Genomic DNA, 14,200 nt, shown 5'->3' with positions numbered 1-14,200 from the left:
AAGATTCCATGCCCCACCGTGCCCACCTGTTTTCTCTTCGCATTGCTCACGCCTTCCGCGAGGCTTGCTTGGATGAGCGCTACGACGCCCGCCGCTTTGCCCGGGATGCCATGGCTGGGGTTACGGTCGGGATCATCGCCATTCCACTGGCCATGGCACTGGCGATCGCCAGTGGCGTGGCGCCCCAGTACGGGCTGTACACCGCCTGTATCGCCGGTTTCCTAATCGCCCTGACCGGCGGCAGCCGGTTCAGCATTTCCGGCCCGACAGCCGCCTTCGTGGTCATTCTGTACCCCATCGCCGAACAGTATGGCCTGGGCGGGTTGCTGCTGGCCACGTTCATGGCCGGGCTGCTGCTGGTGCTGATGGCGGTGATGCGGCTGGGCCGCTTCATCGAGTACATCCCCGAGCCGGTTACCCTGGGCTTCACCGCCGGGATCTCCGTGGTGATCGCCACGTTGCAGGTCAAGGATGCGCTTGGCTTGCCGCTGGCCGAACTGCCGGAACACTATTGGGCCAAGCTGGCGGCCCTGGCCGGGGCCCTGCCGCAGCTGGACCCGATGAGCCTGGCGGTGACGCTGGCCACTCTGGCCACCCTGTTGCTGTGGCCGCGTCTGCGCACCCCGGTGCCGGCGCATCTGCCGGCGGTTCTGGTCGGCAGTGGTCTGGCGTTGTGGCTGAACGGCCAGGGTGCCGGCATCGAAACCATCGGCTCGCGTTTCAGCTACCTGTTGCCGGACGGCTCCACCGGCGCCGGTATCCCGCCGGTGCTGCCGGAGTTTGCCTGGCCCTGGCAGCAGCCGGGACCGGATGGCCAACCGCTGGGGCTGTCCTGGGATCTGGTGCGGGCGCTGCTGCCGGCCGCCTTTGCCATCGCCATGCTGGGGGCCATTGAATCGCTGCTGTGCGCGGTGGTGCTTGATGGCATGTCCGGCAAGCGGCACAGCGCCAACAGCGAGCTGCTCGGGCAGGGTCTGGGCAATCTGGTCACCCCGTTCTTCGGCGGCATTACCGCGACTGCGGCCATTGCCCGTTCCGCCGCCAACTACCGGGCGGGCGCCGAGTCGCCGGTGGCTGCGATGATCCATGCCCTGGTGGTGTTGTTGGCGCTGGTCTCCCTGGCCGGCGTCCTGGCCTATCTGCCGATGCCGGCCATGGCGGCGCTGTTGCTGATGGTGGCCTGGAACATGAGCGAGGCCCCCAAGGCCTGGCACCTGCTGCGCACCGCGCCCCGGGGGGATGTTTGGGTGTTCCTGACCTGTTTCGGCCTGACCGTGGCGCTGGACATGGTCATCGCCATTACCGCCGGCGTGTTACTGGCGGCCGTGTTGTTCATGCGCGAGGTGGCGCAGATGACCAAGGTGACCGACATCACCGAGAGCTCAAGGGTGACACCGCCGCTGCCCGAGGGCTGGCGCGTGTTCAAGATCAACGGGCCGCTGTTCTTCGCCGCCGCCGACCGGATTTTCGGTGAACTGGCCGAGCGGTCGCAGGAGCTGCGGGGCTTCGTCCTGTACCTGGACGGCGTCACGGTGCTGGACGGCGGCGGCCTGTCGGCGCTGACCAAACTGCTGGCCAGCTGCCGCCGCAGCGGGACCCAGGTCATCATTGCCGACCTGCAGTTCCAGCCGCTGCGCACCCTGGCCCGGGCCGGCGTGCAGCCCGAACCTGGGCTCAGTCGGTTCTGTCCGACCCTGGAATCCGCGCTTGCCCTGGTCCGATCGGAATCCGGTTGAGACGACCGGCTCACCCACTGGCGTGCGATGCTCTATGCTTGGAGCATTGCCAAGCCATGAGGGGTGTCCATGCTGCCGTTCCGAATCATTGACCGTGCCAAGTTTCTCGTCGAACGCCAACTGGTGAAGGGAGCGGGATTCCAGCTTCTGGTGGTGGGGCTGTTCATCGGTGTCATCTCGCTGCTGGGCGGGATCCTGGTGATACCCCAGGGCGGTGAGTTCGAGCACGTGGGCTCGGCGATCTGGTGGGCGTTCCTGAGGCTGACCGATCCCGGTTACCTGGGGGACGATGTCGGCACCTGGCAGCGCATCGTTTCTACCCTGTTGACGCTGTCCGGCTACGTGGTGTTCATGGGCACCCTGGTGGCCATCCTGACCCGTTGGTTGATTGCCAAGATGGAGGACCTGGAGCGGGGGCTGACGCCGGTCACCCTGAAGAACCACATCGTGGTGCTGGGCTGGACCAGTCAGACCCTGCCGCTGCTGTCGGAGCTGCTGGGCTCGACCGGCCGGATGCGCCGCTTCCTGGAACGGCACGAGGCGCAGCGGCTCAACCTGGTGGTACTGTCGGAGGCCTCCTCCGCCGAACAGGTCCACCTGTTGCGCTCGGAACCGGGCATCGGCCGCCGCGCCCGCCAGGTCATCCTGCGCTCGGGCACTGCGATCCAGCCGGAGGCCCTGCACCGGGTGGCCTGCCTGGAAGCGGCGGCGGTCATCGTGCCCAGCGCCGCGCACCACCAGGGCAGCCTGGTGACCTCGGACGTGGAAACCGTGAAGGCGCTGCTGTCGATCGCCGCCCAGGCCCGCCAGCGCCAGGCCCCGCTGCCATACGTGGTGGCGGAGATTCAGGATGTGCGCAAGCTGCCGGTGATCGAACGGGCCTACCCAGGGGCGGTGGAGGTGGTCGCCGGTGACGCCACCATCAGCCGCCTGATGGTTCAGAACGTGCTTCACCCCGGCCTGTCAGAGGTCTACAACGAGCTGCTGACCGCGGGCGAGGGCAACGAAATCTACGTGCGCAGTGGCGAACCGGTCGCGGGCCGGACCCTGGCGGAGCTGGCCGCCGAGCGCCCCGAGGCGATTGTGCTGGGGCTGCTGCGACCGCATCCGGAGCGCTGGGACGTGCGCCTGGTGGCCCCCTCGGACACCCGGATCGAGGCCAGCGACCGACTGGTGCTGATGGCCCGGAACTACCAGCAGACGGAGCCCGACCCGAAAGCCGAGCGCTTGCCCGAGGTGACGCGGCCGCAGCCGCGACCGGTGGTGCGACCGGCCGACACCGGCACGCGCCGGATACTGGTGCTGGGCTGGAACCGGCGGGTGCCGAGTCTGGTGGCGGAGTTTGCCAGTTACCGGGATCTGTCGTTCCAGCTGGATCTGGTGTCCGTGGTGCCCGCGTCCGAGCGTACACGTGCCATCGAGCGCTCGGTCCAGACGTCGGGCACGGTGCGCTGCCGCCACATCGAGGCCGACTACATGAACGAAGCCGAGCTCCGCGCCCTGGGGCCGGAGGGCTACGACCACATCCTGCTGCTGAGCAGCGACTGGTTGCCGTCGGGGGAAGAGGCGGATGCTCGGGCCATGGTGGGGTATCTGCAACTGGAGGACCGTCTGGCGGAAGCCGGCGTGCATCCCCACCGGATCGTTGAACTGAGCGACCCGGCCAACCGCTCCCTGCTTGGCAGCCATCTGGGCGAGATGATGATCAGCCCGATGATCCTCAGCCACCTGCTGGCCCAGGTGGCGCTGCGCAGGGAGCTGCGGGTGGTCATGGAGGAGCTGTTCACCGCCGGCGGTGCCGAGGTTCAGTTCCGGGATCCGGACGACTATCCGCTCCCTGCCAGCGCCGACTTCCACCTGCTGGAGAAAACGGTGGCGGCCGGGGGGGAGATCGCCCTGGGCGTCTGGCGCCACGCACCGGACGAGAACGGCCGGCATCTGTCGCTCAATCCGCCCCGCCGGGCCTACCTGGACCTGCGTCCGGGCGACCGTCTGGTGGTGCTGTGCCAGACCTGATCGGTGGCTGCTTCGGGCATTCATGGTAAAAATGCCGACTATAGATCATATAAATTTCAATTATAAATTCGAAACCACTAAAGTAACTCTCATCGCCGGTGACCTGATTAAAAAATGAACGGGCGCCGGTATGCGGACGTTGCACACGCGCTTCGCAACACGTGAGCCAAGAGACCAACGCAGAACCAACGTAGAAAGGATAGAGACCATGCCCTACGCACAAGACGTTGACCACATTGCTTCCCTGGTGAAGCAAAACCCGACCTGGAAGGCGATCAACCCGAAGCACGCTGCCCGGATGCGGGCCCAGAACCGCTTCAAGACCGGTCTGGACATCGCCAAGTACACCGCCAAGATCATGCGCGAGGACATGGCTGCCTATGACAAGGATCCGTCCCTGTACACCCAGTCCCTGGGGTGCTGGCACGGGTTCATCGGTCAGCAGAAGATGATTTCCATCAAGAAGCACTTCGGCAGCACCAAGCGTCGTTACCTGTACCTCTCCGGCTGGATGGTCGCCGCGCTGCGTTCCGAGTTCGGCCCGCTGCCTGACCAGTCCATGCACGAGAAAACCGCGGTCGCCAACCTGATCGAGGAGCTGTATACCTTCCTGCGTCAGGCCGACGCCTGGGAACTGAACCACCTGTTCCGTGCCCTGGACGAAGCCGAGAAGGCCGGCGACACGGCCAAGGCCAAGGAGCTGGAAGCGAAGATCGACAACTACGAAACCCACGTGGTGCCCATCATCGCGGACATCGACGCCGGCTTTGGTAACGAGGAAGCCACCTACCTGCTGGCCAAGAAGATGATCGAAGCCGGTGCCTGCTGCATTCAGATCGAGAACCAGGTTTCCGACGAGAAACAGTGCGGCCACCAGGACGGCAAGGTCACCGTACCCCACGCCGACTTCCTGTCCAAGATCAACGCCGTTCGCATGGCCTTCCTGGAACTGGGTGTGGACGACGGCGTCATCGTGGCCCGTACCGACTCCCTGGGTGCCGGCCTGACCAAGCAGATCGCCGTGACCAAGGAACCGGGTGATCTGGGCGACAAGTACAACAGCTTCCTGGACGGCGACTTCATCAACAGCGCCGACGAAATCGAGAACGGCGACGTGGTGATCAAGGCCGAAGGCAAACTGAAGAAGGTCAAGCGCCTGCCGTCCGGTCTGTTCTGCTTCAAGCCGGGTACCGGCGAGGACCGCGTGGTTCTGGACTGCATCACCAGCCTGCAGAACGGCGCCGACCTGCTGTGGATCGAGACCGAGAAGCCTCACGTTGGCCAGATCAAAGGCATGGTTGACCGCATCCGCGAAGCGGTTCCCAACGCCAAACTGGTCTACAACAACAGCCCGTCCTTCAACTGGACTCTGAACTTCCGTCAGCAGGTTTACGATGCGTGGAAGGAAGAAGGCAAGGATGTGTCCGCGTACGACCGCGCCAACCTGATGAGCGCCGAGTACGACAGCACCGAGCTGGGCATCGAGGCCGACCGCTGGACCCAGGAATTCCAACGTCGCGCGTCCGCCGAAGCGGGTGTGTTCCACCACCTGATCACCCTGCCGACCTACCACACCGCGGCCCTGTCCACCGACAACCTGGCCAAGGGCTACTTCGGTGACGAAGGCATGCTGGCCTACGTGGCGGGCGTGCAGCGTCAGGAAATCCGTCAGGGCATCGCCACCGTTAAGCACCAGGACATGGCCGGCTCCAACATTGGCGACGACCACAAAGAGTTCTTCTCCGGTGAAGCGGCTCTGAAGGCGGGGGGTAAGGACAACACCATGAACCAGTTCGGCTAAGCCGAGGTTCGCCGTCGACCGCCAGGGCCTGTCCCTGGCGGGCCCGATAAAACGAAATGCCCTGGACTATGTCCAGGGCATTTTTTTTGGCCATTCGTCAGGCGGTTGCCGGTTTGCGGTTGTCCAGGGGTACGCCGTAACCAGAGCGACGGTCAGGCCGGTGAACATGATGGCGCTGGCCCATGCTGTAGCGGTCTCCAGCCTGGATGCCGTGGCCCGGGGGCCTCAGCGTTCGGGCGCGGTGGCCGGCTGGGCCTCGGGGCTGTGGTTGAGCACGTGGCTGGCCAAGGCGACGCCGGTTTCGTTCATGGTCAGGTAGGCGTCGTTGGCACCCGCCGCGCGGATCTGGGTGGCTTCGTCGGCGAACATGGTGTGCGCCACGATGTAGCCCCGGAACCCCTTCTTGCGCAGCGTCCGGGCCGCGATCAGTTTGCCTTCGATGTCCCCCAGCGCCAGGATCACCGCTTCCACCGAGGGCATGTGCAGGCCGCTCCAGAACGAGGCGTCCTCGGCATCGGCGAACACCACGTTGCGGCCCTGGCGCTGGTGTTCCTGGGCCTTGGCGGGGTCGGAGTCGAGCCCCATGATGTTGGTTTCCTGCCGAATCAGCCAGTCGTAGGCGGCGGTGCCGGTGCGGCCCATGCCCATAATCAGGATACGGGTGTTGCCCAGTGACAGCGGTTGTTCGTCCGGATGGCGCTTGCGGGTCTCGAACCGGGCCAGGGGCTGGCCGACCCGTTCATACAGGGCGTGGGCGAGGCGATTCAGCGGCGCGGAAATCACGAAGGACAGGGACACGCTGATGGCCAGTGGTACCAGCCATTCGGGCAACGCGATACTGGCCACGATCAGCCCGAATTCGCTGTAGTTGGTGAGGGCCAGGCTGCTGAGGAAGGCGCTGCGCGAGCGCAGCCGGAATGCCAGCAGCAGGAAGAAGAACAGGGCGCCCTTGAGCGGCAGCACCAGGGCCGCTACCAGGGCAAAGAGCATGGCTTGGTGGTCGGGCAGGCCTTCGATGCCAATCTGCAGGAAGAAGCCGACCAGAAAGACCTCCTTCACGCTCCACAGCGACTTGGCCAACTCCTGGGAGCGGGGATGGTTGGCCAACATGGCGCCGAACACCAGGGCCCCGAGTTCCGAGCTCAGGCCAATGGTCTCGAAACCGTAACCGCCCAGCACCAGGGCCAGCAGCAGGCCCAGCAGCACCAGCAGTTCGTCGTGGCCACTGGCATCCAGCAGCCTGAACAGCAGGGGCCGCAGCAACGGCAGGCCGAACACCACCAGTGCCCATTGCGAGGGCGTCTGGCCGGTGGCCAGGCTCATGACGCCCAGGGCGATCAGGTCCTGCATGATCAGGATGCCAATGGCCACGCGGCCGTGGAAAGCACGCAGCTCCCGCTTGGACTCCAGAACCTTGGCCGCCAGTACGGTGGAGGAAAACGACAGGGCGATGGCCAGCAGCAGCGCGGTTCCCCAGGCCAGGTCCATCAGCAGGTAGAGCCCGGGAGTGAAGACCAGGCAGGTGATACCGAAATGCAGTAGGCTGCCGCCAATGACTTCGGGGCTGACCACGGAGCGGAGCTTGAGCTTCAGGCCCACGGTGAACAACAGCAGCAGCACGCCCAGATGGGCGATGTGATCCAGGGCATCGGTGGCTTCGATGGTCAGGCCGGTGCTGGCGGCCAGGCCGCTGAGGACGAAGCCGGCACCGAGGTAACCGACCAGGGGCGGCAGGCCGATGCCCTTGACCAGCAGACCGAGGGCGAAGGCGAAGACAATCCAAAGTGCTTCAGGCATGACAGGGGGATATCCAGGCCGGGACAAGGTGCCTAAAAGGTACCGTGTTTTGCGGGAGGGTTGTAGTCGCGGCGGGGTGGGGCACAGCCCCAGACAGGAAAAAGCCCGGTCGGAGACCGGGCTGGGCGGGTGGGGTCAGGCCTGTTCCCGGGCAATGGCCCGGTAGGCGATGTCCTTGCGGTAGAACACATCCCGCCACTGGATACGGCCGGCCAGAGCGTAGGCCCGCTGCTGAGCCTCCGTCACGGTGGCCCCCAGCGCCGTGGCGCACAGGACCCGACCGCCGGCGGTTACTACCTGGTCGCCCTCAAGCCGGGTGCCCGCGTGGAACACCTTCTCACCGTCCACCTCGGTGTCCGGCAGGCCGGTGATGGCATCGCCCTTGGCGTAGCTGCCGGGATAACCGCCGGCGGCGAGCACCACGCCCACCGCGGCGCGCTCGTCCCACTCGGACTGACACTGGTCCAGACGGCCGTCGACGGCGGCCTGACACAGGGCCACCAGGTCCGACTTCATCCGCAGCATGATCGGCTGGGTTTCCGGATCGCCGAAGCGGCAGTTGAATTCAATGACCTTGGGGGCCCCGCTGGGATCGATCATCAGGCCCGCGTACAGGAAGCCCTTGTAGGGGTGGCCTTCGGCCGCCATGCCGCGGACGGTCGGGTAGATCACCTCGTCCAGGATGCGCTGGTGTACATCGGCGGTCACCACCGGCGCCGGGGAGTAGGCGCCCATGCCACCGGTGTTGGGGCCGGTATCGCCATCGCCGACCCGTTTGTGATCCTGGGAGGTGGCCATGGCCAGCACGTGTTCGCCGTCGACCATGACAATAAACGAGGCCTCTTCGCCTTCCAGGAACTCCTCAATCACCACCCGGCTGCCGGCCTCGCCAAAGGCATTGCCGGCCAGCATGTCACGGATTGCCGCCTCGGCCTCGGCCAGCGTCATCGCCACGATGACGCCCTTGCCGGCAGCCAGGCCGTCGGCCTTGACCACGATCGGCGCGCCTTTCTCGCGCACGTAGGCCAGGGCCTGGTCGACGTCGGTGAAATTGGCGTAGTCGGCGGTCGGAATGGCATGCCGGGCCAGGAAGTCCTTGGTGAAGGCCTTGGAACCTTCCAGCTGGGCGGCGCCTGCGCTGGGGCCGAAGATACGCAGGCCACGGGCTTCGAAGGTATCCACCACGCCGGCGACCAGGGGAGCCTCGGGGCCGACAATGGTCAGGCCGACGTCGTTGCGCTCGGCGAAGTCCGCCAGCGCCTCCAGGTCCATCACCTCGATGTCGACGTTTTTCAGGCCCGGCTCCCGAGCGGTGCCGGCATTGCCGGGTGCTACGAACACGGTGTCCGCCAGGGGAGACTGGGCGGCTTTCCAGGCCAGGGCGTGCTCACGGCCGCCGCTGCCGATAACCAGAATGTTCATTCAGTGTTCTCCTCAGTGACGGAAGTGGCGCATGCCGGTGAAGACCATGGCAATGCCGTGCTCGTTGGCGGCGTCGATCACTTCCTGATCGCGCATGGAGCCGCCCGGCTGGATCACCGCGGTGATGCCGGCCTCGGCGGCGGCGTCGATGCCGTCCCGGAACGGGAAGAAGGCGTCGGAGGCCATCACCGAGCCCTTCACCTCCAGGCCCTCGTCCGCCGCCTTGATGCCGGCGATCCTTGCGCTGTAGACCCGGCTCATCTGGCCGGCACCGATGCCGATGGTCCGGCCGGCTTTGGCGTAGACGATGGCGTTGGATTTGACGTACTTGGCCACTTCCCAGGCAAACAGCAGGTCGTTCAGTTCTTCCTCGGTGGGTTGGCGCTTGGTCACCACCTGGACGTCGTCCATGGCCACCATGCCGAGGTCGCGGTCCTGCACCAGCAGGCCACCGGTGACCCGTTTGAAGTCAAGGCCGGGGGCCCGTTCGGCGGCGAAGGGGCCGCACGCCAGCAGGCGCACATTCTTCTTGGTGGCGACGATCTCCGCGGCCGCCGGGGTGACGCTGGGCGCGATGATGACTTCCACGAACTGGCGGTCGATGATGGCCTTGGCGGTGTCGGCGTCCAGTTCCCGGTTAAAGGCAATGATGCCGCCAAACGCGGACGTGGGGTCGGTGGCAAAGGCCAGCTCATAGGCCTGACGGATGTCGGCGCCGATAGCCACGCCGCAGGGGTTGGCGTGCTTGACGATGACGCAGGCCGGGTCGGCGAACGGCTTGACGCATTCCAGTGCCGCGTCGGTGTCGGCGACGTTGTTGAACGACAGCTCCTTGCCCTGCAGCTGTTTGGCGGTGGCGACACAGGCCTCTTTCGGCTGACGTTCGGCGTAGAAGGCGGCGCGCTGGTGCGGATTCTCGCCGTAACGCATGTCCTGCACCTTGACGAACTGGGCGTTGAAGGTGCGGGGGAAATCCGGGTTGTCGTTGTCCGGGGTCCGGCCGCCCAGATAGTTGGCAATGGCGCCGTCATAACCGGCGGTGTGTTCGAAGGCCTTGACCGCCAGATCGAAACGGGTGTCGTAGCTGAGCTGGCCGTCGTTTTCGTCCAGTTCCCGCAGCACCCTTGGGTAATCGGAGGCGTTGACCACGATGGCTACGTCGTTGAAGTTTTTGGCCGCCGCCCGGACCATGGTGGGGCCGCCGATGTCGATGTTCTCGATCGCGGTGGCCAGGTCGCAGTCGGGGTTGGCGACGGTGGCTTCGAATGGGTACAGGTTCACCACCACCATGTCGATGGGCTGGATGCCGTGCTCGGACATGACCTGGTCATCGGTGCCACGGCGGCCGAGAATGCCGCCGTGAATTTTCGGATGCAGGGTTTTCACCCGTCCGTCCATCATTTCCGGGAAGCCGGTGTAGTCGGACACTTCGGTGACGGGAACCTGGTTGTCCCGGAGCAGCCGGTAGGTGCCTCCGGTGGACAACAGTTCGATACCCCGCGCGGTGAGCGCCCGGCCGAAATCGACGATGCCGGTCTTGTCACTCACGCTGATCAGGGCGCGACGGACGGGAGTGTTAGCCTGGTTTGCCATGGGAGCCTTTCTTCACTGGTCAGATGCCGATGGACAAGGCGGGGTCGCGGGAACCCCGCCGGAACGAACAAGGGCCTCGCGAACGTGATCCGGGAGGCCCTTGGTCAGGTCAGATTATAGCAGACCGTACTGCTTGAGCTTCTTGCGCAGGGTACCGCGGTTCAGACCCAGCATGGTGGACGCCTTGGTCTGGTTGTTGCGAGTGTACTTCATCACCTGCTCCAGCAGGGGCGCTTCCACCTCCGACAGGACCAGCTGGTAGACGTCGGTGACCGGGGCGCCGTCCAGCTGCGCGAAGTAGTTCTTCAGGGCCACCTCGACGCTGTCGCGCAGGGTCACGGTGTGGCCACCGTTGTCAGCGGTGTGCAGCGGATGCACATCGTCGTTGGCCGGGGTGTTCAGGTTGTCGTTTGCCAAAGTCTCAGCGGTCATGCTGCGAATACCTCTCCATTTCGTAAGCCTGCAAAATACTCGTGAATGCTGTCTTTCTGCTCCCGCGCATCGTCGATGGCGTTGAAGCGGTTCCGGAACTGTTTACGGGTGTCATGGGACTGGAGATACCAGCCCACGTGTTTTCTGGCAATACGCACGCCCAGGGTCTCGCCGTAGAACCGGTGCAGCTCGGTCAGGTGCTCCACCAGGATTCGCTCCACCTCATCCAGTGAGGGTTCCGGTAGGTGTTCCCCGGTTTCCAGATAATGGAGAATCTCCCGGAAAATCCAGGGCCGTCCCTGGGCCGCCCGACCGATCAGCAGCCCGTCCGCGCCGGTATGGTCAAGCACGTAGCGGGCCTTCTCCGGCGAGGTGATGTCGCCGTTGGCGAACACCGGGATCCGCACCCGGGATTTGATCTCGGCGATGGTGTCGTACTCCGCCTGCCCGTTGTACTTGTCCTCACGGGTACGGCCGTGAATGGCCAGGGCCTGGATCCCGGCCTGTTCCGCCATCCGAGCGATGACCGGCGCGTTGCGGTGTTCGGCGCTCCAGCCGGTGCGCATTTTCAGGGTCACGGGCACATCCACCGCCTGCACCACCGCCTCCAGAATTTCCCCAACCAGGCGCTCGTCCCGCATCAGCGCCGAGCCGGCGGCCTTGTTGCACACCTTCTTGGCTGGGCAGCCCATGTTGATGTCGATGATCTGGGCACCCAGCTCGGCGTTGCGACGGGCCGCGTCCGCCATCATTTCCGGGTCGCCCCCGGCGATCTGGACCGAGCGTGGTTCCGGCTCGCCGTCGTGGTTCATACGCGTCCGGGATTTGCGTGTATGCCAGAGCTTGCTGTCCGCTATGACCATTTCCGAGACCGCCAGCCCCGCGCCCAGGCGCCGGCACAGTTGCCGGAAGGGGCGGTCGGTCACACCGGCCATGGGTGCGACGATCAGCGGGTTGGGCAGGGTGTACGGCCCGATGGTTGCCGTTGGCAGCATGATCTGAGTCCGTGTCACAGCGGGTTAAGCAAGGATTCAGTTCTGCGCGACTGGTTAATAAATGATCGCCTCAGACTCTGAAGGGCGCTAATGATACCGTCGGGGCCCCGGGGATTGAAGGGGCTTGACAGCGAAAAAAGGCGATTATTTTTTGCGCTGTCTGGTTGACTTTTGGCCGGCCTGGTGTCTTCGCGCCCAGCGGTGACGGTGGTGCGCCGGTCAGGGGGGATGGGGGCGGAAATCCAGATTGTAGTTGACGGCGTCGCGACCGGGGTCGCGGATGCGGATGGCGATGCGCACCGGCGTGTCGATGGGCATGCTGTCGAGTTCCCGGGCCTCGCCTGCGAGGTATTCCTCGGGGGTGAAAATGCTTTGCGCGACCACATCGCCGTTAAGGTTGGAGAAGGTCAGGGCAATGGCCGGGAACGGCTGCTCGAAATCCGCCCGGTTGATGATCACCGCATCCACCAGCAGCTGGCTGCGGTTGTCCGGGTCGGTCCGCACCACCAGTTTGCGGCTCTGGATGGCGGCGACGTTGACCAGAGGCTTGAGCTGGCAGCCCGCCAGTTCACAGCCTTTTTCATAGAAAGGGCGCAGCTCGGGAATGGCGGAGAGCCGGTCGAACTGGAACCAGGTCACCTGTGCCACCAGCAGGCCGAGCAGTGCGATCACCACCAGGCTCCAGAGCAGGGTCCGGGTCCGGCTGCTTCGGCCGCCGGCCACCGAGACCGGCTCCCGGCGCAGGTCGCCGAACGGAACCGTGGCCCGGATGGGGGTGTCATCCTCCGGTGTCGACGCTGCGCCGGTGGCCGGGGCGGCCGGACCGGGCGCCGGTGATGTGGGCGCGCCTGCTGCCGGTGCAGGGCGGTCTTCCGGACGGGCACTGAGGTGCCATTCCGAGGTGTCCGGCGTTTCCGGGGCGGGGGGCGTGGAGGGGCGGTCGGTCGCGGCAGAAGCGGCACGGTTGTCACCCTCGGGCGGCCTGTCCCGGTCCCGGGCCGGCCTGACCGGCTCATCCTCGTTCAGGATGGCTTCCGCCCAGCTCTCGTCGATCTGTTCGGGCTCGGGCTCGTCGTCGGCGTCCTTGAAGTCCGGTCCCGGCTGCTGGTCGATGGACAGGAAGCTGTCGCTCAGCTCGTCCTCCGAGAAGGTCAGCCGGGTACCGGCGTACCGGCCCTCGGCCGCGTCTTCCTCAGGGTTGTCGGCAAAGATGATGTCCTCGTCGTCGCTGTGCGGGGGACTCCAGTCCCGGGCGCTGGTGGTCTCGGACGGCTCCGGCGCGGTGGGTCGAGGCCCGGGTGTGGCGGCCACCTGGTGCTCCAGGGCGTTGAAGATCTCCATGCAGTGCCCGCAGCGCACTTTCCCCTTGGCGACGCCAAGCTGTTCGTCGGTCACCCGAAACCGGGTGTGACAATTGGGACACTCTGTCTGCAGGCTGTTCTGGGTCATGCTTCGTTCCTGAACGCGACGCGACTACACGAGTCGGAGTTTAGTCCCTTGCACCGGCGGCGTCATCTGTCCCGGCGTCGACCTGTGAGCCGGATCCACTCTTCCTTTTGTTCCGGCTCGTCCATCAGGAACCAGGGTTCGTAAGCGGCCATGACCTCCCGGGCCTGGGGCGCGAGGATGCCGGACAGCACCAGATCGCCCCCGGGGCGGGTAAGCCGGGCCAGGCGCGGCGCCAGATCGATCAGGGGGTTGGCGAGGATGTTGGCCAGCAGCACGTCACACGGGGTGTCCGGCTCGTTTTCCGGCAGGTACAGGTCCAGCCGGTGGGTCTCGATGCCGTTGCGGAGAGCGTTGTCGCGGCTCGCTTCCAGCGCCTGGGGGTCGGTATCGACGCCGGTGACGTGGGCCGCGCCCAGCAGCAGGGCCGCCAGCCCGAGGATACCGGAGCCGCAGCCGTAGTCGATCACCTGCTTGCCGCTCATGTCCTGGCCGTCGAGCCATTCCAGGCACAGCGCGGTGGTGGGGTGGGTGCCGGTACCGAAGGCCAGCCCCGGGTCCAGCAGCAGGTTGGCGGCGTCCGGGTTGGGCGGCGAGTGCCAGCTGGGCACGATCCACAGGCGATCGCCGAAGCGCAGGGGTTGGAAGTCATCCATCCAGGCCCGCTCCCAGTCCTTGTCCTCGACCAGGGTGACCTCGATGTCCGCCAGGGACTGCTGGGTCTGCTGGTGCCAGGCATCGCGGATCTCGGCACACAGCTGCTCGATGTCCTGACCGGACTGGAACAGGCCGGTCACCCGGGTCTGGCTCCACAGCGGCGTGGTGCCCGGGTCCGGTTCGTACAGGGGTTGATCGGCGGCGTCTTCCATGGAGACGGCATCCGCCCCCAGGGCCATCAGGAGGTCTTCCAGCTGATCCACGGTGTCCGGATCAGCTGGAATCTGGAGTTGAATCCAGGGCAT

General features: G+C 65.6%; 10 protein-coding genes. 3 read left to right on the top strand and 7 right to left on the bottom strand.

Annotated elements, in window-relative coordinates:
* The first annotated feature begins 8 nt into the window (after positions 1 to 8).
* From dauA to BTO32_RS12080, 3 genes are all read left to right on the top strand, one after another.
* A complete protein-coding gene (gene dauA / locus BTO32_RS12090) occupies positions 9 to 1,736 on the top strand; it encodes a C4-dicarboxylic acid transporter DauA (RefSeq protein ID WP_076724873.1) in 1,728 nt (575 codons plus the stop codon).
* A 69-nt stretch (positions 1,737 to 1,805) separates the two neighbouring features.
* A complete protein-coding gene (locus tag BTO32_RS12085) occupies positions 1,806 to 3,752 on the top strand; it encodes a CASTOR/POLLUX-related putative ion channel (protein WP_076724872.1) in 1,947 nt (648 codons plus the stop codon).
* A gap of 208 nt (positions 3,753 to 3,960) precedes the next feature.
* Complete coding sequence (locus BTO32_RS12080; RefSeq protein ID WP_076724871.1) at positions 3,961 to 5,553, top strand: isocitrate lyase; 1,593 nt, start codon at positions 3,961 to 3,963, stop codon at positions 5,551 to 5,553.
* A 225-nt stretch (positions 5,554 to 5,778) separates the two neighbouring features.
* On the opposite strand, the gene BTO32_RS12075 is transcribed toward BTO32_RS12080, so the two are convergent.
* From BTO32_RS12075 to prmA, 7 genes are all read right to left on the bottom strand, one after another.
* On the bottom strand, positions 5,779 to 7,350 hold the full coding sequence (locus BTO32_RS12075; RefSeq protein WP_076724870.1) for a cation:proton antiporter family protein: 1,572 nt from the start codon (positions 7,348 to 7,350) through the stop codon (positions 5,779 to 5,781).
* Positions 7,351 to 7,485: 135 nt separating this feature from the next.
* Positions 7,486 to 8,772, bottom strand: a complete 1,287-nt coding sequence (gene purD, locus BTO32_RS12070; RefSeq protein WP_076724869.1) for a phosphoribosylamine--glycine ligase — start codon at positions 8,770 to 8,772, stop codon at positions 7,486 to 7,488.
* A 12-nt stretch (positions 8,773 to 8,784) separates the two neighbouring features.
* On the bottom strand, positions 8,785 to 10,365 hold the full coding sequence (gene purH, locus BTO32_RS12065; RefSeq protein ID WP_076724868.1) for a bifunctional phosphoribosylaminoimidazolecarboxamide formyltransferase/IMP cyclohydrolase: 1,581 nt from the start codon (positions 10,363 to 10,365) through the stop codon (positions 8,785 to 8,787).
* A 114-nt stretch (positions 10,366 to 10,479) separates the two neighbouring features.
* The gene (gene fis, locus BTO32_RS12060) at positions 10,480 to 10,797 is read right to left on the bottom strand and encodes a DNA-binding transcriptional regulator Fis (RefSeq protein ID WP_076724867.1); all 318 of its coding nucleotides are present in this window, start codon (positions 10,795 to 10,797) and stop codon (positions 10,480 to 10,482) included.
* Positions 10,794 to 11,792 (bottom strand): tRNA dihydrouridine synthase DusB, encoded by a 999-nt coding sequence (dusB, locus tag BTO32_RS12055; protein WP_076724866.1) that lies wholly within the window; start codon positions 11,790 to 11,792, stop codon positions 10,794 to 10,796. The genes fis and dusB overlap by 4 nt, the downstream gene beginning before the upstream one ends.
* A 219-nt stretch (positions 11,793 to 12,011) precedes the next feature.
* On the bottom strand, positions 12,012 to 13,241 hold the full coding sequence (locus tag BTO32_RS12050) for a DUF3426 domain-containing protein (RefSeq protein WP_076724865.1): 1,230 nt from the start codon (positions 13,239 to 13,241) through the stop codon (positions 12,012 to 12,014).
* A 62-nt stretch (positions 13,242 to 13,303) separates the two neighbouring features.
* Positions 13,304 to 14,200 (bottom strand): 50S ribosomal protein L11 methyltransferase, encoded by an 897-nt coding sequence (prmA, locus tag BTO32_RS12045; RefSeq protein ID WP_076724864.1) that lies wholly within the window; start codon positions 14,198 to 14,200, stop codon positions 13,304 to 13,306.

This window comes from Marinobacter lutaoensis, from assembly GCF_001981305.1.
Lineage (GTDB): Bacteria > Pseudomonadota > Gammaproteobacteria > Pseudomonadales > Oleiphilaceae > Marinobacter > Marinobacter lutaoensis.
The sequence above is the reverse complement of the archived record's forward strand: the minus strand, read 5'-3'. Positions and strand labels throughout refer to the sequence as shown.

Bases quoted from the DNA above. Each gene is read 5' to 3' on its own strand.
- BTO32_RS12075 (WP_076724870.1), bottom strand. From the start codon at position 7,350: ATGCCTGAAGCACTTTGGATTGTCTTCGCCTTCGCCCTCGGTCTGCTG.
- dusB (WP_076724866.1), bottom strand. From the start codon at position 11,792: ATGCTGCCAACGGCAACCATCGGGCCGTACACCCTGCCCAACCCGCTG.
- fis (WP_076724867.1), bottom strand. From the start codon at position 10,797: ATGACCGCTGAGACTTTGGCAAACGACAACCTGAACACCCCGGCCAAC.
- purD (WP_076724869.1), bottom strand. From the start codon at position 8,772: ATGAACATTCTGGTTATCGGCAGCGGCGGCCGTGAGCACGCCCTGGCC.
- BTO32_RS12085 (WP_076724872.1), top strand. From the start codon at position 1,806: ATGCTGCCGTTCCGAATCATTGACCGTGCCAAGTTTCTCGTCGAACGC.
- purH (WP_076724868.1), bottom strand. From the start codon at position 10,365: ATGGCAAACCAGGCTAACACTCCCGTCCGTCGCGCCCTGATCAGCGTG.
- BTO32_RS12080 (WP_076724871.1), top strand. From the start codon at position 3,961: ATGCCCTACGCACAAGACGTTGACCACATTGCTTCCCTGGTGAAGCAA.
- prmA (WP_076724864.1), bottom strand. From the start codon at position 14,200: ATGCCCTGGATTCAACTCCAGATTCCAGCTGATCCGGACACCGTGGAT.
- dauA (WP_076724873.1), top strand. From the start codon at position 9: ATGCCCCACCGTGCCCACCTGTTTTCTCTTCGCATTGCTCACGCCTTC.
- BTO32_RS12050 (WP_076724865.1), bottom strand. From the start codon at position 13,241: ATGACCCAGAACAGCCTGCAGACAGAGTGTCCCAATTGTCACACCCGG.